At 44.3% G+C, this 21,970-nt stretch carries 20 protein-coding genes and 1 pseudogene; 15 read left to right on the forward strand and 6 right to left on the reverse strand.

What is annotated here, in order from left to right:
* Nucleotides 1-239 precede the first annotated feature (239 nt).
* The 8 genes from KVG29_RS11005 to nadE all read left to right on the forward strand — a co-directional run bounded on the left by KVG29_RS11005 (nt 240) and on the right by nadE (nt 7,252).
* Complete coding sequence (locus tag KVG29_RS11005; RefSeq protein ID WP_476727267.1) at nt 240-440, forward strand: response regulator; 201 nt, start codon at nt 240-242, stop codon at nt 438-440.
* 84 nt (nt 441-524) lie between these two features.
* Nucleotides 525-1,148 carry a PAS domain-containing protein gene (locus KVG29_RS11010; protein WP_252228495.1) on the forward strand — a complete coding sequence of 208 codons (624 nt, stop codon included), beginning with the start codon at nt 525-527 and terminating at the stop codon, nt 1,146-1,148.
* On the forward strand, nt 1,141-1,338 hold the full coding sequence (locus KVG29_RS11015) for a GGDEF domain-containing protein (protein ID WP_252228496.1): 198 nt from the start codon (nt 1,141-1,143) through the stop codon (nt 1,336-1,338). The genes KVG29_RS11010 and KVG29_RS11015 overlap by 8 nt, the downstream gene beginning before the upstream one ends.
* 75 nt (nt 1,339-1,413) lie before the next feature.
* Entirely contained in the window at nt 1,414-1,632 is a 219-nt protein-coding gene (locus KVG29_RS11020) for a diguanylate cyclase (protein ID WP_476727268.1), read from the forward strand.
* A gap of 313 nt (nt 1,633-1,945) precedes the next feature.
* Nucleotides 1,946-3,001 carry a carbamoyl phosphate synthase small subunit gene (locus tag KVG29_RS11025; RefSeq protein ID WP_252228498.1) on the forward strand — a complete coding sequence of 352 codons (1,056 nt, stop codon included), beginning with the start codon at nt 1,946-1,948 and terminating at the stop codon, nt 2,999-3,001.
* 25 nt (nt 3,002-3,026) lie between these two features.
* A complete protein-coding gene (carB, locus tag KVG29_RS11030; RefSeq protein WP_252228499.1) occupies nt 3,027-6,236 on the forward strand; it encodes a carbamoyl-phosphate synthase large subunit in 3,210 nt (1,069 codons plus the stop codon).
* 229 nt (nt 6,237-6,465) lie between these two features.
* The gene (locus tag KVG29_RS11035; RefSeq protein ID WP_252228500.1) at nt 6,466-6,663 is read left to right on the forward strand and encodes a hypothetical protein; all 198 of its coding nucleotides are present in this window, start codon (nt 6,466-6,468) and stop codon (nt 6,661-6,663) included.
* A 28-nt stretch (nt 6,664-6,691) separates the two neighbouring features.
* Complete coding sequence (nadE, locus tag KVG29_RS11040) at nt 6,692-7,252, forward strand: NAD(+) synthase (protein WP_252228513.1); 561 nt, start codon at nt 6,692-6,694, stop codon at nt 7,250-7,252.
* 13 nt (nt 7,253-7,265) lie between these two features.
* Here nadE and KVG29_RS11045 read toward each other — a convergent pair whose 3' ends face one another.
* Complete coding sequence (locus KVG29_RS11045) at nt 7,266-7,841, reverse strand: ANTAR domain-containing response regulator (RefSeq protein WP_252228501.1); 576 nt, start codon at nt 7,839-7,841, stop codon at nt 7,266-7,268.
* A 281-nt stretch (nt 7,842-8,122) separates the two neighbouring features.
* Between KVG29_RS11045 and dapF the strand changes: the two genes are divergently transcribed.
* From dapF to KVG29_RS11070, 5 genes and pseudogenes are all read left to right on the forward strand, one after another.
* A complete protein-coding gene (gene dapF, locus KVG29_RS11050; protein ID WP_252228514.1) occupies nt 8,123-9,004 on the forward strand; it encodes a diaminopimelate epimerase in 882 nt (293 codons plus the stop codon).
* Nucleotides 9,005-9,124: 120 nt separating this feature from the next.
* Complete coding sequence (locus KVG29_RS11055; protein ID WP_252228502.1) at nt 9,125-10,360, forward strand: LL-diaminopimelate aminotransferase; 1,236 nt, start codon at nt 9,125-9,127, stop codon at nt 10,358-10,360.
* Nucleotides 10,361-10,530: 170 nt separating this feature from the next.
* Nucleotides 10,531-11,865, forward strand: coding sequence for a type I glutamate--ammonia ligase (gene glnA / locus KVG29_RS11060; RefSeq protein WP_252228503.1), 1,335 nt, complete (start codon nt 10,531-10,533; stop codon nt 11,863-11,865).
* A gap of 19 nt (nt 11,866-11,884) precedes the next feature.
* Nucleotides 11,885-12,772 carry a LysR family transcriptional regulator gene (locus KVG29_RS11065; RefSeq protein WP_252228504.1) on the forward strand — a complete coding sequence of 296 codons (888 nt, stop codon included), beginning with the start codon at nt 11,885-11,887 and terminating at the stop codon, nt 12,770-12,772.
* A 642-nt stretch (nt 12,773-13,414) separates the two neighbouring features.
* A pseudogene (locus KVG29_RS11070) lies at nt 13,415-14,289 on the forward strand (hypothetical protein).
* Nucleotides 14,290-14,890: 601 nt separating this feature from the next.
* Here KVG29_RS11070 and KVG29_RS11075 read toward each other — a convergent pair.
* The 5 genes from KVG29_RS11075 to KVG29_RS11095 all read right to left on the reverse strand — a co-directional run bounded on the left by KVG29_RS11075 (nt 14,891) and on the right by KVG29_RS11095 (nt 20,663).
* Entirely contained in the window at nt 14,891-15,628 is a 738-nt protein-coding gene (locus KVG29_RS11075) for a GltB/FmdC/FwdC-like GXGXG domain-containing protein (protein ID WP_252228506.1), read from the reverse strand.
* A 198-nt stretch (nt 15,629-15,826) separates the two neighbouring features.
* Nucleotides 15,827-17,080 carry an NAD(P)/FAD-dependent oxidoreductase gene (locus KVG29_RS11080; RefSeq protein ID WP_252228507.1) on the reverse strand — a complete coding sequence of 418 codons (1,254 nt, stop codon included), beginning with the start codon at nt 17,078-17,080 and terminating at the stop codon, nt 15,827-15,829.
* Nucleotides 17,081-17,348: 268 nt separating this feature from the next.
* Nucleotides 17,349-17,837 carry a 4Fe-4S dicluster domain-containing protein gene (locus KVG29_RS11085; protein WP_252228508.1) on the reverse strand — a complete coding sequence of 163 codons (489 nt, stop codon included), beginning with the start codon at nt 17,835-17,837 and terminating at the stop codon, nt 17,349-17,351.
* Nucleotides 17,838-18,066: 229 nt separating this feature from the next.
* On the reverse strand, nt 18,067-19,569 hold the full coding sequence (locus tag KVG29_RS11090; protein WP_252228509.1) for a glutamate synthase-related protein: 1,503 nt from the start codon (nt 19,567-19,569) through the stop codon (nt 18,067-18,069).
* Complete coding sequence (locus KVG29_RS11095; RefSeq protein WP_252228510.1) at nt 19,560-20,663, reverse strand: class II glutamine amidotransferase; 1,104 nt, start codon at nt 20,661-20,663, stop codon at nt 19,560-19,562. Before KVG29_RS11095 ends, KVG29_RS11090 begins: the two co-directional genes overlap by 10 nt.
* Before the next feature lie 391 nt (nt 20,664-21,054).
* Between KVG29_RS11095 and KVG29_RS11100 the strand changes: the two genes are divergently transcribed.
* Both KVG29_RS11100 and KVG29_RS11105 read left to right on the forward strand, forming a co-directional pair.
* Nucleotides 21,055-21,222: a hypothetical protein gene (locus tag KVG29_RS11100; RefSeq protein ID WP_252228511.1), complete on the forward strand. Its 168-nt coding sequence runs from the start codon at nt 21,055-21,057 to the stop codon at nt 21,220-21,222.
* A 127-nt stretch (nt 21,223-21,349) separates the two neighbouring features.
* Nucleotides 21,350-21,892 (forward strand): hypothetical protein, encoded by a 543-nt coding sequence (locus KVG29_RS11105; protein ID WP_252228512.1) that lies wholly within the window; start codon nt 21,350-21,352, stop codon nt 21,890-21,892.
* The last annotated feature ends 78 nt before the right edge of the window (nt 21,893-21,970 follow it).

A 21,970-nucleotide genomic window follows, 5' to 3' on the forward strand; every position in this document is an offset into this window, starting at 1 on the left:
GGTCGGCTTTTAGGGCCGGCCTTTAAATTTTCAGAGTTTTTAAACTCATCGATACGGCGTTTAACATTGCTGTCTGAAGTTTACCTATATATAATAAGGTTTTGGGTATATAATCCATATTGATTTTGTATACTTGACTTTTTAAGGAGGCGAGATTAGATTATAAGAGGAATATCTGTTGACTTTACAAAGGGATGAAATTGGAATATGAGCGAAAAGTTTGAAAAAAGAGGATTCTGCTGGTTGAGGACAGCCGCCTGACGGCTGCCATGGTGGCCGATTTTTTGGTTAAAAGTGGCTTTGAAGTAGAGGTCGTGTCTACGGGAGAAGAAGTGGTACAGCGGATAGAGAAGAGCATGATTCCCGATTTGATCTTGATGGACATAGAGCTGGTCGGGGAAATGGATGGCATTGAGGCAGCGGATATCATATTGAAATAGCAGGATGTACCAATTGTATTTCTCACCGCCAACACGTCAAAGGAGATCATTGAGAAAATCAAAAGGGTTAAAGCGTATGGATTTGTGCTCAAGGATACCAACAGGATTGCACTGCTTTCCACGATAGATATGGCTATGAGGTTGCACGAGGCGAGCGTGTATGCAGTTATGTTTGAACGGCTTTTTGAGACTTCCGTGAATGAGCTATACATATTTGACCCAGACTCATTCAAGCTTGTGGTAGTCAATGAAGCAGCTAGAAATAACTTGGGATACAGCCATCTTGAACTTGAAAGGATGACTATTTTTGATATAAACCCTCAGTTTGATGTTGAATCGTTGAAAGAAATGATCGAAGGATTGAAGGCTGGAAAACAGGAACGAGTAGTATTTAACACTCTGCACAGAAGAAAAGATGGTTCACTTTATTATGTTGAGTCGCATATGCAGCTCTTTGAGTACAGAAAAGCTAAATACTGCATGATATTTGCCATTGATATTACTGAAAAAAAGAAAGTCGAGAACGAACTTGAGGAAAGCCAGAAGCAGTACATTGAACTAGCCCAGGAGGCTCCCATAGGTATATTAAAATGTGACATTGATGGAAATATTGTTTATATAAACAAAAAAGCCCTGGAGATACTCGGGTCTATGGGAGTTGCTAAACAGAGAGGGGGTGGTCAAAGGCGCTCAAATCATAATGGATGATATAACCGAAAAGAAGGAGATAGAGAAGCAACTTTATGAGATGTCCATTACCGATCCGCTTACTGGTGCGTATAATTTTAGATACTTCAATAGAAGGCTAGAGGATGAGATTTTACGGGCTCGGCGATGTGGTGAGAGATTTTCGGTTATAATGACTCCTTTGGACATCATACCGTGGACCTGGTATTGAAAGCTACGGTCGACATGATAAAGGGACGAATACTCAGGACCGATACCTTGGTGCGGTGGGCGGTGAGGAGTTTATATCCTCCTTCCCAACACAAAGTTGGAAGATGCGGTGAAACTGGCTGAAGAATTGCACCAGAGATTGATGCAGTTGAAAATAGGAGAGGCCGATAACGTGACAGGCAGCTTTGGCGTGGTTGAGTATCAGGAGGGCGATACACTGGATTCCATTATGAAAAGAGCTGATGCAATGATGTACAGGGCGAAAAATGATGGGAGAAACTGTGTGAGATATTGACGAATTTCATTAGCTCCATAGCGTTTCATTGAACCAAAGTGAGCTCGATTAAGCCATAATGAGGTAGAGCCATAGTGAGATGGATATGATACTTCTTTCCATGGTTTTTGTATTTTGGCGTTTGGTTACCATCTATTTATAATCTGTTGCTTTCAACCTATAATCTATAGTTATCCCGAATATTACAATTCTCAATTTTACTCTTGCATGTTTTATGGATATAATTATTGAGAAAAGCAAAACAGAGCGCCCTGTTTTGCAAGTTTATTGAAGTAGTTATTCATAATAGATTTGTGGAGGCAGAGAGATCGTTATGGGATTTTTGATACTGGAGGATGGCACGGTATTCCAGGGAGTCATATTTGGCTCGCAGCAGAGGGTTGTCGGTGAAGTGGTGTTCAATACGGGGATGACGGGGTACCAGGAGATTTTGACCGATCCCTCATATTATGGTCAGATTGTGGTGATGACATTCCCTATGATAGGCAACTATGGCATCAACCAACTCGACATTGAATCTGACAGCCCAAAGGTAAAGGGGCTGGTGGTCCGGGAAGCATGCGCGACGCCAAACAACTGGATGAGCCGTGAAACGCTGGAAGAGTATTTGCGCAAATATAATATAACCGCCATTGAGAGAATAGATACAAGGGCTTTGACCAGGAAGATAAGAGAAAAGGGTACTATGATCGGACTTATCACACCACATACACCTACTCGTGAGGACATAATTCAGCTCAAGGAATACACTCTCCGCAATCCTGTTGACAATGTAACCACAAATAAGGTATATGCCATTCCGGGTGAAGGACATCATATAGCGGTGGTCGATTTCGGAGTAAAAAAAAATATCATAGAATCCTTAAGGCGAAGGGGATGCCGTATAACTGTATTCCCGGCAAAGAGCAAAGCGTATGAGGTCTTGAGCGCTGACCCCGATGCTATTCTGTTGACCAACGGGCCAGGAGACCCCAAAGATAATGTTGAAGCTATTGAGACCATCAAAATCCTTGTGGAGCGGAAACCGGTATTTGGAATCTGTTTGGGACATCAACTCCTGGCGCTGGCAGCAGGAGCAGATACCCATAAGTTGAAGTACGGGCACAGGGGATGCAACCATCCAGTCGTGGATTTGACCCGTGGCCGCACTTACATTACGTCGCAGAATCACGGATACGCGGTCAAGGAGGAGACTGTGGATGTGCGAAAGATAGAGATTACTTACAGGAATCTGAACGATGGAACCGTCGAGGGGCTAAAGTATAAAGACAGGCCCGTGTTTGGCGTGCAGTTCCATCCCGAAGCCTGTCCTGGCCCCAGTGATACGGAATTTATCTTCGATGAGTTCCTGGATCTGATAGACAACTGACAGTTGGCTTGAAAGGGAGATGTAGATGCCCAAGAGAAGGGATGTGAATACAGTACTGGTAATAGGCTCGGGGCCGATAATAATTGGTCAGGCGGCCGAGTTTGATTACGCGGGAACCCAGGCATGCCGGGCATTGAAAGAGGAAGGCGTCCGTGTGATTCTGGTCAACAGTAATCCCGCTACAATAATGACCGATAAATACATGGCCGACAGGGTTTATATAGAGCCTTTGAAAGTTGATGTCATAAAGGAGGTCATCAAAAAAGAACGGCCAGACAGCATCCTGCCTACACTCGGAGGGCAGACGGGATTAAATCTGGCTATGGAGCTGGCAGAAAGCGGATTTTTAGATGAGTACAATGTCAAATTGCTTGGGACCCCTGCCGAATCGATTAAAAAAGCGGAAGACAGGGAAGCTTTTAAAAAGACCATGGAGGAAATAGGGGAGCCGGTAATCGAAAGCGCGGTGGCAAACGATGTCGAAACGGCGCTGGCTTTTGCACACCGCATAGGATATCCGGTTGTCGTTCGCCCGGCTTATACCCTTGGAGGTACCGGTGGAGGTATTGCCAATGATGAAGAGGAGCTTGCAAGGATTGCCGCCGACGGGATAAGGCTCAGCCGGGTAAATCAGGTTTTAATAGAAAAATCGGTGGCGGGCTGGAAGGAAATAGAATATGAGGTCATGCGCGATGGCAAGGGCAACTGCATAACGGTTTGTAATATGGAGAATATCGACCCGGTAGGGATCCACACTGGAGACAGCATAGTTGTGGCGCCTTCGCTTACCCTTCGAGATAAGGAATATCAGATGCTTAGGGCAGCGGCCATACGGATAATAGATGCGCTTAAAATCGAGGGCGGCTGCAATGTTCAGTTTGCTTTGGACCCTCACAGCATGAAATATTATGTGATAGAGGTCAATCCAAGGGTAAGCCGTTCCAGCGCGCTGGCCTCAAAAGCCACGGGCTATCCCATTGCAAAGGTGGCAACAAAAATTGCTTTGGGATACACCTTGGATGAAATAAAAAACAGCGTTACAGGGAAAACCTTTGCATGCTTTGAGCCCGCCTTGGACTATGTGGTTGTAAAGATACCTAGGTGGCCTTTTGATAAGTTTGTAAATGCCGATACCACTTTGGGAACCAAAATGAAAGCCACCGGAGAGGTCATGGCAATAGGTTCTAATTTTGAAATGGCCTTGATGAAAGCAGTGTATTCCCTGGAGCTGGGGTTTGATTCTCTGGAATTGCCCCACCTGTCAAAATTGAGCGATGAAGAAGTCGCTGCTATGGTTGAGCAAAAGACGCATGAACGCTTATTCGTGGTTGCCGAAGCTTTGCGCAGGGGAATGGATGTGGGGGATATTCACCGTAAGACGGGTATAGATCCCTTCTTTTTATATAAGCTGCTGAACATAGTCAAAATGGAAGAGGAGCTTAAAAATCTGACTTTAGGGCAGTTGGATAAACAAACCCTGGAGCGCTGCAAGCACATGGGGTTTTCTGATCAGGCCATTGCAAGGTTTGTAAAGGCACGCCTAGAAGATGTAAAGATAAAGAGGGAACAATACGGGATAACGCCAGTGTTTAAGGTGGTGGATACCTGTGCGGCAGAGTTTGAAGCGGTAAGCCCGTATTATTATTCCTCATATGGCTGTGAGGATGAGGTAAATCCAGGTGAAAAGAGAAAAGTGGTGATAATAGGATCGGGGCCTATCAGGATTGGCCAGGGCATTGAGTTTGACTACTGTTCTGTGCACTCCATATGGGCTCTCGAGAAGCTGGGGTATGAGGCAGTGATAATAAACAACAATCCAGAGACGGTAAGCACCGATTTCGATGTTTCGGACCGCCTTTATTTTGAGCCTCTCATGCCCGAATACGTCATAAACGTGCTCGATAAGGAAAGGCCCGATGGCGTAATGGTTCAGTTCGGTGGGCAGAGCGCCATCAAGCTTGCAAAGCCGATCTATGAGGCGGGTTACAGGATTCTGGGTACTCAGCCGGAATATATCAACAAGGCAGAGGACCGCAAGGAGTTTGACGCCCTGCTTGAGGAACTGGGTATCCTAAGGCCGGCAGGTGGGACGGCATTTACTGTCGAAGAAGCGGTAGAAGTGGCCGAACGTCTGGGGTATCCAGTACTCGTGAGACCCTCCTATGTTCTGGGCGGACAAGGGATGGAGATTGCCTATAACAGAGATGATATAATCGAGTATATGGGGATAATCAACCGTACAAAGCAGGAACACCCCGTGCTCATTGACAAGTATATAATCGGCCGAGAGATTGAAGTGGATGCCGTATGCGATGGGCAGGACATACTGATTCCGGGCATAATGGAGCATATCGAGAGAGCCGGAATACATTCGGGAGACAGCATATCGGTTTATCCACCCGTCAACCTATCCAAGGGAATTATACAGCAGATCGTTGAGTATACCAAAAAGCTTGCCGTTGCCCTACATGTAAAAGGGCTTATAAACATACAATTCATTGAACACGATGGACGGCTGTATGTAATAGAGGTAAACCCGCGTTCAAGCCGTACCGTGCCATACATCAGCAAGGTCACTGGTGTGCCTATCATCGAGCTGGCAACCAGGGCGATTTTGGGTGAGAAACTCAAGGACATGGGGTATGGAACAGGGCTTTACCCTGAAAAGGATATTGTGGCTGTCAAGGTACCTGTGTTCTCCTTCGATAAGCTACCCATGGTGGAAGTTAGCTTGGGGCCGGAAATGAAGTCCACCGGCGAAGTGCTGGGTGTGGCCAGAAGCTTGCCGGAAGCCCTTTACAAAGGCTTTGTGGCTGCTGGGTATAATTTTCCAGAAAATGGTAATGTGCTAATTACGGTTGCGGATATTTACAAGGATGAGGCGGCAGACCTTGCAAGGGAGTTTGAAAACATGGGCTTTAAAATATTTGCCACTGAAGGCACTGCAAAGGCTTTGAGGGCGAAGGGCATAAGAGCTGAGGTTTTGAGCAAGCTGAACCAGCCTGCTTTTAACATCGGCGATGCCATAAAGAAGGGGATGCTGAATTTGATAATCAATACACCCACTCGTGGGAGGGTCCCCCAGAGGGATGGCTTCAGGATAAGGCGGATGGCGGTTGAAAACTCGGTACCGTGTATAACCTCCCTCGATACGGCATGGGCTTTTATAAATTCCTTCAAATTGAGAACAAAGCAGAAGGGTTGTACTAATATTATATGCTTGCATGATATTTGATGTCCTTTTGTTAAGTGAATGTGTGTCCCGATATATGGCTTTGTTAAATGATGAATGCGGATGGCATACACGGTCCTGATGATGTGAAGAATACTGATAGTAACAACAGCTGTTGATGATATGCGAATAGTGCTCAATTTATCGTTTTTCACTTCACGAGGGTGATGCAATGTTAGTTTATTAATATGTGATCGGAAATTATACATTGCTTGGGAGGGAAGGTGAAACCATGTATAAAGAGATATCTCAATATCTTGTTGGGTGGATACGGTCCAAAGTGGATGAGGCGCATGCCAGAGGCTGCGCGGTGGGGATAAGTAGAGGGGTGGATTCGGCAGTAGTGGCTGCATTGTGCGTGAAGGCGTGCCCGCTGGAATGTGGTAGGACTTCATATGCCCTGCTACAGTTCGCCGTAAGATACCGATGATGCCAGGCTTGTTGCCAAAAGCTTAAATATCAATTACAGGGAGGTCAACCTCGATGGTGTCTATGATTGCCTGGCGAGCATCTTGGAGGATGCACGGCAGGCAGAGGAGATGAGGGAGCTGGAACGGAAGGTCATATTTATGCTCGATTCAGAGAGGCTGGCCTTGAGCAATATAAAGCCCAGGCTGAGGATGATAGTGCTGTATTATTTTGCCAACCTGTATAATTACCTTGTTGTGGGAACTGGCAACAGGAGCGAACTGGAAGTGGGCTATTTTACCAAGTACGGCGACGGTGGCGTGGATATTCTGCCGCTGGGAGGCCTTGTAAAGACGCAGGTCTGGGAGCTGGCCAGATACTTGGGCATCCCTGAGAATATTATAAATAAACCCCCAAGCGCAGGCTTATGGTCGGGGCAGACCGATGAGGGTGAACTGGGGTTTACCTACAGACAATTGGATGAGTTCATTCTAACCGGGACGGGAGATCCGGGGATTGTTGAAGAGGTGAGGAGGCGAAGGGCAGCCAGCAGCCATAAGATGAAGGCGCCTTGTATTCCGGACATGAATATTACTGCGGCCGGAAAATAGAGGCTGACTTTATTTAATCCTCCAGCTGATGGGATAATATAATGGCTTTTGCCAGCTCGCACAGGGGTGTACCGGTATCCATGCTCCGCTTTTGCATCAGCCTGTAAGCCTGGCTTTCGGTGAGCCCGTATTTTTCCATGATGATGCCTTTGGCTTTTTCAATCAGCTTTCGCTCTTCCAGCTGGGCCTTAAGCTTTTTTATTTCTTCTTTAAGGCTCATTATTTTGCGGTAGCTCAATAGCGAAATCTGAACGGTCTGCATAAGCCCTGATTTTGTGAGAGGGCGCTGGAGGAATATAATGCCACTGTTTGAATTGTTCCACAGGTCCCCTGTATTGGAATTGGTTATTACGATGACAGGGGCGATGTTCTCCTGTTCTGCAATTTCTGCCAGCTGTATTCCATTGATGCCAGGCAGGTCGGCATCTGCAATAATGAGGTCGGGCTGAAGGGTTTTTATACGCCGCAAGGCTGATGCTCCATCGGTTGATTCATCTATAACGGTGAAACCTTGCTGGGTTAAGAATACTTTGATTTTCTTCATCTCTTCTATTTGGTTTAGAGCAAGGCATATTCTAATTCCGTTCATGCTGTTCTTCCCCTTGCGAGATTTATTTCCCTGTTTATTATACAGTTGTCGCATTTGTTTTGCAATGAGTAGACGTGTGTTTTGCAATATAAATTTGAACGGATAGGCATTAAAAATATTTATTCCGGTTTTAATAAATACTAATTACACAGGGAGTGCAAGATTGAGTTATAAATATTGCAGGCATACGGTATTTAATTGTTATGCTTTAAAATAGGAGCAAATGCATTATGTAAGGATTTTTAAATACAAATTTAGCATGAAAAGAGGGGGTAGAAATGATCAAGTTTACCAAAATGCATGGCCTAGGTAACGACTATGTTTATATAGACTGTGTAAGGCAGGATTGTAAGGCTTTTATGGATGACCTGCCACAAATAGCCCGGCTTATAAGCGACAGGCACTTTGGAGTAGGAGCTGATGGACTGGTGCTCATACTGCCCTCAGAACTGGCAGATTTTAGGATGAGAATGTTTAATTCTGACGGTTCTGAAGCTGAAATGTGCGGCAATGCCATAAGGTGTGTTGGCAAGTATGTTTATGACAACGGACTGACGCAAAAAACTGCTGTAAGCATAGAAACTCTGGCCGGCATTAAACTGCTTGATATGAAGGTAAAAGATGGAAAGGTACAGATGGTAAAGGTTGATATGGGACAGCCTATACTTGAACCGCAAAGGATACCGGTGCAAAGCGATAAGAAGGCTTTTATTAATGAGCCGGTAGATGTGGAAGGACAAACCTTTAAGATAACCTGCGTTTCCATGGGCAATCCACACGCGGTGATCTACGTCAATGACCTTGATGGCCTTCAGCTAGAAAAGGTGGGGCCAAAGATTGAAAACCACCCCCTGTTTCCCAACAGGATAAACGTTGAGTTTGTGCAGGTCATCGATAGGCAAACTCTTAAAATGAGGGTGTGGGAACGCGGTGCGGGAGAAACCATGGCATGTGGGACGGGTGCTTGTGCGGTGCTGGTAGCGTCTGTGCTGAATGGGTTAAGCCAGAGGAATGCCACCGTTAAGCTGCTGGGTGGGGATTTAATAATAGAGTGGAACGAGGAGGATAGCCATGTGTATATGACGGGGCCGGGAGTAAAGGTATTTGACGGGGAAATAGATTTGGAGATGCTTTCAGCAACGGCTTCTAAACAGCTACTATAAACTGATGGGTGTCAATCAATATTGTTTTTCAGAATAGCGTTGGGATAGACCTTGACAGTCTTCTCGGCATCAAAGTAAAATTAACCAGGTGCGATCAATACAAGATAGGAGAGGTGTGCGATGGCGGTCAGGATCAATGAAAACTACCTTAAACTGCGTGGGAACTATCTCTTTGCAGAAATAGGGCGTAGGGTGGCTGCCTTCAAACAGCGAAATCCCCATGCCCGGGTTATAAGCCTGGGTATTGGTGATGTCACCAGGCCACTGCCTCAGGCTGTGATTGAGAGCCTTCACCAGGCGGTGGACGAGATGGGACGAGTTGAGACTTTTAAGGGTTATGGTCCGGAACAGGGGTATGACTTTCTGATAAAGAAGATTATTGAGTATGACTACCGCTCCCGTGGTGTGGACCTGGAAGAGGATGAGGTGTTTATCAGCGATGGTGCAAAGTGCGATACCGGCAATATTCAAGAAATATTTGGAATTGACAACATAGTAGCCGTCACTGATCCAGTCTATCCGGTGTATGTAGATACTAATGTGATGGCGGGGCGGGCCGGTAATCTGGATGAGTCAGGTAAATACGACAGGATAGTTTATTTGCCTTGCAATGCCGAAAATAACTTTATACCTGAGCTGCCAAAGCAGCGCGTTGATATTATATACCTGTGCTATCCCAATAATCCCACGGGGATGACGCTTCCAAAGTCTGAACTTAAAAAGTGGGTGGATTATGCGAGGGAGAATAAATCGGTAATACTCTATGACGCTGCATATGAGGCATATATAAGGGAGGAGGATGTACCCCACAGCATATATGAGATAGAAGGGGCCAAAGAGGTGGCTATAGAATTCAGGAGTTTTTCCAAAACAGCCGGTTTTACCGGTACGAGGTGTGCCTATACCGTGGTTCCCAAGACGGTTATGGGGTACACGCAAGAAGGCGAGGCTGTACCGCTTAATAAGCTATGGAACAGGAGGCAGACCACCAAGTTCAACGGCGTGTCATATATAGTCCAGCGCGGTGCGGCAGCCGTTTATACCGAAGAAGGGCAAAAACAGGTGAGAGAGCTCATAGACTATTATATGACCAATGCAGCCATAATTCGTCAGGGGCTTTTGGAAATGGGATTTCAGGTGTTTGGCGGCATAAACGCCCCGTATATATGGCTCAAAATTCCTGAAGGAATGGATTCCTGGACCTTTTTTGATAAGCTGCTAAACGAGGCTCATGTTGTGGGAACGCCTGGAGTGGGGTTTGGCCCCAGCGGTGAAGGCTACTTCAGGCTAACGGCATTTGGGAGCAGGGAGAATACTACTGAGGCCATAGAGCGTATAAAGGCCATGAAACTATGAAAATTTTTGTTGACATCTTTGATGTTTTGTATTATTATGAAAATGAGTTTAATTGCGCAATGGAGCGCAGCGTTGGTATGTTTATAAAGGCGTACTCAACGGCGAGTATAAGTTGCTGTTGGGTACGTTTTTTGTTTTGCTAAAATTTAACTTTAAAGGGGAGTGTTTATATGGCAAGATACAGCAAAGAGGATATTTTAAGGCTGGTCAAGGAACTGGATGTAAAATTCATACGCCTCCAGTTTACCGACATTTTGGGGACTCTAAAGAATGTGGCAATCACATCTGAACAGCTTGAGAAGGCGCTGGACAACAAGTGCATGTTTGATGGTTCATCCATTGAAGGGTTTGTCAGGATTGAAGAATCGGATATGTACCTGGCACCCGATCCAAACAGCTTTGCGGTATTTCCATGGCGTCCACAGCCCGGCAGGGTGGCAAGGCTCATATGCGATGTGCTCAATCCCGATGGCACTCCTTTTAGTGGAGACCCCAGGTATGTGCTGAAGCGGGCTTTGAAAAAGGCAGCCGAAATGGGGTATGATAGCTTCAATGTTGGGCCCGAGTGTGAGTTTTTCCTGTTTTTGACCGATAGCGAGGGGAAACCTACCATTAAAACTCACGACAACGCCGGCTATTTCGACCTTGGTCCTGTGGACCTGGGCGAGGATGCGAGAAGAAATATATGCCTTGCCCTTGAGGAAATGGGCTTTGAGATAGAGGCCTCACACCACGAGGTGGCGCCCGGACAGCACGAGATTGATTTTAAATATCAGGATGCCCTTACGACCGCGGATAATGTGATGACTTTTAAGATGGTTGTAAAGACCATGGCTCAGAGGAATGGCCTGCATGCCACATTTATGCCCAAACCCATATTTGGAATAAACGGTTCGGGTATGCACACAAATGTGTCCCTGTATAAAGATGGCAAAAATGCGTTTTACGATGAGAATGACCCGCTTAAGCTGAGCCAGGAGGCTTATTGGTTTATAGGCGGTATAATCAAGCATATAAAGGCAATTACTGCCATAACCAATCCGCTGGTAAATTCCTATAAACGCCTGGTACCCGACTACGAAGCTCCAGTATACATCGCATGGTCTGCCAGAAACAGAAGCCCGCTCATCAGAATACCTGCGGCCAAGGGCGAAGCCACACGCCTGGAGCTCAGATCTCCCGATCCGTCCTGCAACCCCTACCTGGCATTTGCTGTTATTTTGGCTGCCGGGCTTGATGGGATAAAGAATAAGATTCAACCACCGCCACCTACCGATAAGAACATATTCAGGATGAGCCGTGAAGAAAGGATGAAGGAGGGCATTGATTCGCTGCCGGCCAGTTTGGAAGAGGCCATCAATGAAATGGAGAAAAGCGAGCTGGTGAGGGAAACTCTCGGAGAGCACATTTTCACCAAATACATTGAAGCAAAGCGCAAAGAATGGGAAGACTATAGGACGAAGATCACTCCATGGGAGATTGAGCATTATTTGACCAAGTATTAAAAATTAAGGTGGTCTTGTGATGGATGTAAATCTGGAGCTTTACAGGATTTTTTACCATGTGGTGAAAGCGGGTAGCATATCCAAGGCCTCCCAGGAGCTCTTTATATCTCAGCCTGCTGTCAGCCAGGCCATCAAGAAGCTGGAGGCTAGGCTGGGAGGCCAGCTCTTTACCCGTGCCCCCAAAGGCATCGCCTTGACGCCCGAAGGCGAGGTGCTGTTCAAGTACATCGAACAGGGATACAATATGATAATGCTGGCTGAAAGCAAGTTCATGGAGGCCATAAATCTGGATATCGGCAGGATACGCATCGGTGCAAACGACATGACGCTAAAGTATTTCCTGCTTCCCTACCTTGAAGAGTTCCACAAGCAGTATCCCAAAGTGAAGATAATGGTGACCAACAGGCCTTCGCCGGAGACGGTAGAGTTTTTAAAGAAAGGGACCATCGATTTTGGCGTGGTGAGCCTTCCGCTGCCCGATGACGATTCGCTAGAGGTATTCAAGGCGATGGAGATACAGGACTGCTTTGTGGCAAGTGAGCGCTTTGGTCATCTTGCCGGGCGGGAAGTGTCCATCAAGGAGCTTGCGGAATACCCCATTATTATGCTGGAGAGGAATACCAGCACAAGGCGGTATATCGACGAGTACCTCTTGCGGCATTCGGTGGAGCTGGTGCCGGAGTTTGAGCTTGCCACCAGCGATTTGATAGTGGAGTTTGCCTGCAGGGGTCTGGGTATATCCTGCGTGGTAAGGAATTTTGCAGAGGAATATATAAAAAAGGGTGCGCTGTTTGAGATTAACCTGAAGGAAAAGATCCCCCCAAGGCATTTTGGTATAATAAAGCTGCGCAATGTGCCGCTCACTGCCGCTGCTAAAAGGTTTGTGGAGCTTATACAGAGCAAATGAACAAAACGCTGTATCGCCACCAATAAGGAAGTATATTGAAAAAGGCTGTACCATATGATTGCTTAAAGGTACAGCCTGTATTTTTATTTGTTAACTTAAACTTTTGTGCAATATAGTCTATTAGGATTATTTTCTTTTAGGAAATATTTAACACTTAACCTCTATCCCCTATCATTACTGTGTGTTCTTGCCTAAATGGGAGAAGAATAAACTAGCTTTATTGTTCTTACAACCTTTGCATATACACTTTTTGGGGTATAAATTTGTAAGTCTGCTTTTCTACTCCTCCACTATTTCTTCAATAATTACAAGCGAGGCAGGTAATTTACCGTCATACACGCAAACCGTAATATTCTTATATGCATTAAAGAAATCGAAATATATTTTCTCTTTTTTCTCATTCTTGGTGAGGCATACTATTTTATCAAGTTATGTATAATATTTATACAAATGGTGATCTTCTAAACTTTTCGTATATAATACATTTCCTTCGTGAACATCCATTAAGAATATTCTACTATCTATAAATGAGCAAAATCACAGGAATAAATTACCACATAAAAAGGCATATAAAAATTAAAACATTTATGTCATCCTTTGTTATAATTAAATTATCACAAAAAAACAAAAAGGGTGACATAAATGTTTGATGATTTAATTATAACAGGAACCGATAAAATAATCAAATTTTTAAGGAAACTTGATATAGACATATTTCTTACAACTCCTCAGATTAAACATGTTATAGCTTTAATATGTGCCATGATGTTAAAAGGCTATAATGGCAAGGTTTCTGATGTATCAGAGCTTGCTTTTCACAGGCATCGGACCTGCATAGGGAAATTCCTAAGCAATAGCCCATGGGAAGAGGAGTTGGTTTTGAAATCCCTAAAGGAATATGTTATCGATCGCATATGGAAACTATCCGAAGCCACAGGTGAGCCGATTTATGTAATTATTGACGACACTACCTCTGAAAAGACTGTGCCCTCGTCAAAGGCAAAGCGACCAACAGAGAAGTGTGGATTTCATAAATCCCACCTTGAAAACAAGACCGTTTACGAGCATCAGCTAGTTACGGTAATGCTAAGGTGTGGCAACGTAGTTTTACCATATGCAATAGTTATATATGATAAGGCTACAATGAGTAAAATCAAAATAGCCGAAGAAATTATTTATACCTTACCACGCCCTGTTTCTAAAGGCTATGTCCTGTGTGATAGCTGGTACAGCTGTAAAAACTTTTTGATGCCTCTAGAGAAAGAGGATATACCTATATAGGAGCTTTATTTAAGGACTAAGTAAGAAGCGAAAGAAGCATAAGGAGATACTTTGCACTACTCATGCTTACTTATGTTTATTGTGAACTTGAAGTAAGCAGTGATGTACTCAACTTTTCTAAGCGGCTTAAGCTCTCTCGCAAGGAGATTAAACAAAACCAAATAGCCTGGATTTATAAGCAAGCTCAGGTGGGAACCCCCTTAGATCAGATTTTCCAATTACTAAAGATTGCATAAGGGTATACTAGCTTCTTGTAATGGTAAATATTTCTAGCAAATTTGCTCATTTATAGACTATCAGTTAAAACTGTTAAATAATGCATGATTATGTTTCTGAAAAAATAGGGATACATTTTTGTTATCAACGGGAAGGAGTATATAATCCTTGATAATAAAAAAAGAATCACCAACGCCGATCTGGATTTATATAGCTTATTTGTTTAGCATAATAGCGCTGTTATTCAGCATAAAATTCCCCGGTGGGCTGTATTTGGGAGAAATAGTTTTGGGGTTTTTTTGGTATGGCATTAAACAAGTACGTTGTTGTAGCTGTTTTTCTTCTTTCTTATTATATTGCTTTAAAAAACAAGCAAAAAGTTAGGAAAAAAACTTTTCAAATATATATAGTCACCGTCACTACGCTCATAGTAATATCGGTGATTTCTGCCTTGTTTTAGCTTCTCTTATAATCGCTCAATGTAAGCTTATATTACTTTGGGGGAGAAAGAATGCGGGCTTCTTTGGCGGAATTAGTGGTGCGGCTGACTGGTGTTGCTAATTCCGCCAGAGGAAATGATAGCTTTCTATATTTGTCTTTTTGTATTTTACTCCCCCAAATTTAATACGCATACAGATTGCCATAAGGGCGATGGTTGTACGGATATATCTTCACAAATGGTCTGTCCATTATTGAGCGGTAGTCAAATCCGAAATAGTCAGAAAAATTCTTCACATATGAACTTATAATCTCCATGTCATCATCCTCGGCCTGCGCCTGTTTTACCTCTTTTCCCAGTTTGTAGCTGTCTATGGGTATGCGCGAATATATGACGCCGCCATGCATTCCGGTGCCACAGTAGTTTCCAACTATCTTTTGTGTGTCATTCACATTTAAGCCCAGCAGGATTATTATACCTCCTGCCATGTATTCTCCAAGAAAAGCTCCTGCTTTTCCACCTATTACGATGACAGGTTTCTTGTCCAAATATTCTTTCATGTGTATGCCTACCCGATACCCCACATCGCCCTTTATATAGACCTCGCCACCCCTCATTGCATATCCTAGAATGTCGCCCGCATTTCCGTGTATGACCACCTTGCCGTCGTTCATGGTATTGGCTACGCCGTCCTGGGCATTTCCGTGTACGACAATTGTTGCGCCGTCCATATAAGCCGCCATATCGTTGCCCGGGGTCCCTTCTATTATAACCTTGCAGTTTCTTCCTATCCCGTCGCCTATATATCGCTGGCCTTGTACGTTCTTCACAAGTATTTCAGAAGTATTGTTTTTTATAAGCTGTTTGATCATTGCATTCAAGTCTTTATAGTGCATGCCGCTGGCATCTATCACTTTCATACGAATCATCCTTCCTCAATTTGTTGTTGATGCTAATGTAAAATCAGATGTTGCTGCTAAATAAATCTGTTTGAGTGCGCGCTGAAAAAGAAAGCCGAGAAGTTGTTGTGTTAAGCACGCATCCGGCAAATTGAATTTTATACGAAAAATCGCAGGTTAATGACCGCTGGAATAATCGATGGAACACAAGTATATTTATTAGCACTCCAGTATTAATTGGCTCCTGAGCGCTTTGGGTAAGTATATAAAGCCGAAGTCATCTCTTCCAAGCTGGTGTTCAAATGAGGATATATCTATCTTTCTCCTGATTAAATCAGTATATATACCGGCTTTGTCGATGTCATTTATTAAAAGATAGCCGACCAGATTATTTCCTCTGATATAAAACTTCTTATAGGTGTTCTTTCCCTGGTTGTATATGGCTTTTACGGTTATTCCTTCACCGGGGGATGACACGCCGGCACTCACGATTGAAAGGTCCAGCAGGGGCATCGAATTCATTATAAACCCCTTGTCGAATACTTTTTGTGCTCCGGCCATGTTCTGCCCTGCCGTCTCTCCCTGTTTATAAGCGTTGGAGATTATTGGAGTTTCAGCATTTCTTTCCTCTATGAAATTATATCCCTCGGCTACATCGCCTGCAGCATAGACGTCAGGTATATTTGTCCTCATCATGGTGTCCACTATGATGCCTCTGTTTATCTTGAGCTTGGTGCCTTTGACAAGGTCTGTATTGCATCTTACACCCGCTGCCAGAACAATGAAATCGCAGGGGATTTCCCTTCCGTCTTTGAGAAGCACGCTGCTGGCGGCCTGATGGCCGAGGATTTTTTCTACGCTGGCTTTGAGCAACACTTTGACTCCATGTTTTTCGAGCATTTTCAATGCCATTGAAGAGGCTGTTTCGTCAAACACCCTCGGCATGATCCTGTCCATGATGTCTATCACCGTAACATTTACGCCTCTCTGTACTAATGCCTCTACGGCTTTTAAACCGCTGAAGCTGGCACCTATGACCACGGCTTTTGAGCACCTGGTTGCTACCTTTTCAATGGCTTTGGCATCATCCAGCTTTATGAAGTTAAAAATGTTCTGCTTTTCAACACCTTCTATGGGAGGAGTGAGGGGTTTGCTGCCGGTGGCTATTAGAAGTTTTGTATAGCTAATTTTCCGGCCGTCTTCCAAAATGACTTCCTTTTTATCAAAATCTATGTGCTGCGCTTTTACGCCCAATATAGGTTCTACGTTATTGGTATTATAAAAATCCTTACCGCGATAGTACATGTTGTTCTGAGTAACCTTTCCTGCCAGGTAGTAGGATATCAGAGGCCTGGAATAGGTATGGTAGGGTTCATCGGATATGATGACTATGGGATTTACTTTGTCGAGATTTCTTATCCCTTCGACAGCACCCACGGCAGCAACCGAATTACCTATGATAACATAGCTCATTTCTTAAGTCCCCCTTTGCAAAATCAATTATTATGCCTGTATTGCTCAGCTACTTTTCGAGAGCGTCCTTGGGTAATGCACGATTTTAAATGTTTTATTTATCTTTATAGTGGTAAAAACTTTTTGTTGAATTTCCCAAATTACAAGCAGAAATCAAAACATTTTTTAGACTTACAACCGCGTTTTGCAGCATTGGCTGTATTGCAACATCGCTGTTTTTAGACAGAGAATCCAAGTTGGCCAAGGAACATTGAGTATAGTAGACTTTTTACAAATCATAGTATTTAATGGTATTCTTAATATACAGGGCCTCGTTGGGACAGTTTTTAACGCATGCCGGCTCTAAACCGCTTTCCAGGCAAAAGTCGCACTTTGAGGCCACTTTTTTGTTTGTGTAATCGCGCCTTATAACGCCGTACGGGCACGCCAGTATGCAGGTCCAGCACCCTATGCATCTTTCGGTATCGTTGATTACCAGGCCTGTTTTTGGGTCTTTTTGCATAGCACCGGTTATGCAGGCTTTAACGCATTCGGGGTCATCGCAGTGCCTGCACTGAAGACCGAAGGATAGGGGTACATCTTCTTCAACTACTATACGGGGAAGCGGCCTTTTGGAAAGCTTTTTAAATGTCTTAATAAGGTCATGTCTGTATTTGGAATGGGCGGCGATGCAGTGAATCTCGCACAGCCTGCATCCTATACACACATCTTCCTTGGCGTATATCCTCTTTGGAGCTGTGATATTGGATTTATCCATTCTATAACACTCCTCGCTTTACCAGGATATTTATAAAATATATATTGTGCGGTGATGATTAATTTTTCTGCTAAAAAGGCGATTGGTTTGTAATAACCTACTAAAGGATATGCTTTGAGGCACCGCACGCGAAAATTTTAAAGTCTAGAGACGGTAATTTTAGTTATGTTTTATTTATTGCGATGAGTGGCAATGGTTAACTAGATTTTATATTGAAAGCCTCTATGATTTATTCTCCGGCTGCCTTTATGCCCAGTATGTCAAGCTCTCTAGAGGTTAGCCCTATTCCCCGCAGCATGAACCTATTGCCGCGCAGGCTTTCGATGGCGTTGATCCCCATGCCGCCCAGCATCTCCTTCATCTCGTGAGCCCAGGCTTTGATGAGGTTGACAAGCCTTCTGGCACCAATTTCAGGATTGAGCCTTTTTACCAGGTTGGGGTCCTGAGTGGCTATACCCCAGTTGCATTTGCCGGTGTAACATTTCTGGCACATGTGGCATCCCATGGCAATTAAAGCCGCCTGTCCAATATAGACAGCGTCGGCACCCAGGGCTATTGCCTTTATAACATCTGCGCTGTTTCTTATGCCTCCCGCGCAAACCAGCGATACCTGACTTCTAATGCCTTCCTGTCTTAACCTGGTATCCACGGCGGCCAGCGCAAATTCGATGGGTATTCCAACGTTATCCCTTATCCTCAAGGGAGCAGCGCCTGTACCGCCTCTAAACCCGTCGATTACTATGATATCGGCCCCGGCCCTTGCTATGCCCGAGCATATGGCTGCGACGTTGTGGACCGCTGCGATTTTAACCGCCACCGGTTTCTGATAATCAGTGGCTTCTTTTAGAGAGAATATGAGCTGGCGCAGGTCTTCGATTGAATATATATCGTGATGGGGAGCAGGGGATATGGCATCGGAACCTAAAGGGATCATCCTGGTTTGAGATATCTGAGCGGTCACCTTTTCACCCGGAAGATGTCCCCCTATACCAGGCTTTGCGCCCTGGCCGATTTTTATCTCAATGGCTGCTCCGGCGTTTAGATACTCTGGGTCAACGCCAAACCTGCCCGATGCCACCTGCACTATGGTGTTTTTGCCGTATTTGCGCAAATCCTTGTGAAGTCCGCCTTCGCCTGTGTTGTACATGATGCCCAACTCAGATGCCGCCATTGCCAGGGCTTGACAGGCGTTAAAGCTTATCGAGCCGAATGACATGGCTGAGAACATGATGGGAACTTCAAGTTCCAGCTGAGGCGGCAATTTCTCTTTGAGCTTTCCGTTTTCAACCTTAAGCATTTCGGGCTTTCGCCCCAGGAAGGTTTTGAGCTCCATGGGCTCGCGCAGCGGGTCTATTGACGGATTGGTTACCTGGCTGGCGTTTATGAGCATCCTGTCCCAGTATACGGGGTAGGGTTTATCGTTGCCCATGCCGGTGAGCAGTATGCCACCAGTTTCTGCCTGCTTGTATATTTCTCTTATGGCTGATGCCGTCCAATTGGCGTTCTCTTTAAACTCAAGGGGATTTTTTCTTATAGTAATTGCCCTGGTGGGGCACAGGGTTACGCATCTGTGGCAGTTGACGCACTTAGAATCGTCTGCTAAAACCCTGTCTTCTTCCTCGTCATATATGTGCGCGAGGTTTGCGCACTGCCTTACGCATACCTGACACCTTATGCAGCGCTCGTCGTTTCTTTCTATTATGAATTCCGGTGTAAGAAGGCTTATGGCCATATATCTTCAACTCCTTCCAGTAGAGCAATTACTGGCTCACCGCCCATAGGGGCCCATACCCTCTCGGGTTGTGGACATACTGCTCTGATTGCTGATTCCTCGCTGGCGACAAACACGAAATCGCCTTTGGTTGCCGCCACCATAGGGCGAAGCTTTATCCTGTCGTTTAAAGCCAGTATACCGTTTTTGCAGGCCAGTATTATCGAAAATGGGCCGTTGATCAGGGTGCTGCCATACACTGCCCGTATCGCTTTCACAAGTTCCTGTCTTTCGTCATCCATCCTCTCTATTTCATCCCATAGCGGTGCGGCCAGCGCAGTTACGACAATATCAAGGGGGAGTCCGTGCCTGCGTATCAAAAGGTCGAATATATAGGTGATGACCTCGGTGTCGGTTTGAAGTGTGCATTTGTAACCAAACATTTCGACCCACCGCCTGTTTGCGTCGTAGGATGAGATCTCCCCGTTGTGGACCACTGACCAGTCGAGCAGGGTAAAGGGATGGGCGCCACCCCACCATCCAGGAGTGTTGGTGGGGAATCTCCCGTGTGCCGTCCAGATATAAGCCTTGTATGTGTCCAGCATGTAAAATTCGCCTATGTCTTCGGGATATCCCACACCCTTGAAAACTCCCATGTTTTTTCCGCTTGATACCACAAAAGCGCCGTCAATGCTTGAGTTGATCCTCATGACGCATCTTACCACGAATTCCTCTTCGGTAAGGCCCCATTCCATAAGCTTATCTTCTCTGGGCAGAACAAAGTATCTCCAGATTATCGGAGCATCTTTTATGGAGGGAACTTTCCTGGTGGGGATTTCTCCCGACAATTTTATTTCAAAATGCTTCTTTAAAAATGTCTCGGCATCTTCTTTTGCGCCGCTGTGGTGATAGAACACGTGAAACGCGTAGAGGTCCTTATATTCGGGGTATATCCCGTATGCTGCAAAGCCTCCTCCCAGTCCGTTTGAGCGTTCATGCATCAGAGCGATGGACTTTACTATGTCGTCTCCTGAAAACAGGAGGCCTTTTTTATTCATAATGCCCGATATAGCGCATCCTGATGGGATTCTTATATTGCCTTCGCGAAGTAGCATTTTTAATCACCCTGCTTCCTTAAGGATATTTTTGTTTTTGTATAAAATAAGGTATAATTTTTAACAATAAACGTTATAACAAAATGAAATATACAAAACTTTAACTTGCAAAAATTTACACAAGTTACTTAACCGTATACATTTTAGGACAAATCCGTTTAATTGATATAACTAGAATTTATCGTATGCAACATTATATTTGAGTTTTTGGCACAAGTAAAATTAATAATGCTTATATTTAATATAAAATGCAATTATGCAAGAAATAAAATAATAAATTGCATTAAACCATTGGCAGGGTGATATTAGATGTAGAAATGTTTTTAAGAGCGGGATATAATATTAACTGATTCTAAAGTTGGTAACTTTAAAGTTAGTTCTAGAGGTTTATATGCTAGTGGTACTTATGCTGGTGGCGCGGGTCCGTGTGGTGGCAACACGATCCAGGCAATTCTCATATATTCGTACATATCAAACTACTACCGGTGGCATTCAAATAACGGCTGGTCCTGGCGGTGTAGGTGCTGGCTTTGCCCTCCAAACTACTCCTAAACAATAGAGCATTGTATGTATCATGAGTTGCCTGTAGTACTATTTAAAACATTATGGTATAATAAATTTGCCAATTGTTTAGCAAGTCACCATAATGATTATGGGTGGTTTGCTACCTACAGGGAGGTAATGAGTTGAAAAAGGGTACATTAATTTTACTTATCGCAATCGTATGTGTTTTTACTATTGGTATTATTTCTATAGTTAGAAATGCTACTCTTTCACCATATGATTTCTTAGTAAAAGAAATGGAAAATGACAATGCACGTACACCCGCTGAAATGCTTTATCAAGTAAATATAGATGAAGGGGAATATCTCATTTTCTATAAAGATCAAAGAGGAATTGTTGCCTGTGCCATCATTAAAAAGAAGCTTTTGTCATATGATTTATTGAGAATCAGTTCGGGGATATGGCCGACAAACAGTAAAGGTCCTGCCGATTTTTTATTCAGTTCATACAAGTACAATAAAGGTAGGGCATGGATAAGTTGGGGTATCATCAGAGATAGCTCTGTCGCCAAAGTATTATTTAATGGTAAGGAGACAAAGATTGTAGAAGTTAAAGGGCTGCGAATTTGTTATACTACAGGTAAAGCAAGCACTTCTCCAACCGAATTGGTTTATCAATGTCACCGCCGGTGTATAATTGACCCAGGAGCAACGAAAAGGAATTGACCCACCCCCTGGCGAATTATCCCTCTGATTAATCCTACAAAGAATCGGAGGGAAATAAATGCTAGGGAGTGGATCTAT

The sequence above is a fragment of the Caldicoprobacter algeriensis genome (assembly GCF_023838525.1).
GTDB lineage: Bacteria > Bacillota > Clostridia > Caldicoprobacterales > Caldicoprobacteraceae > Caldicoprobacter > Caldicoprobacter algeriensis.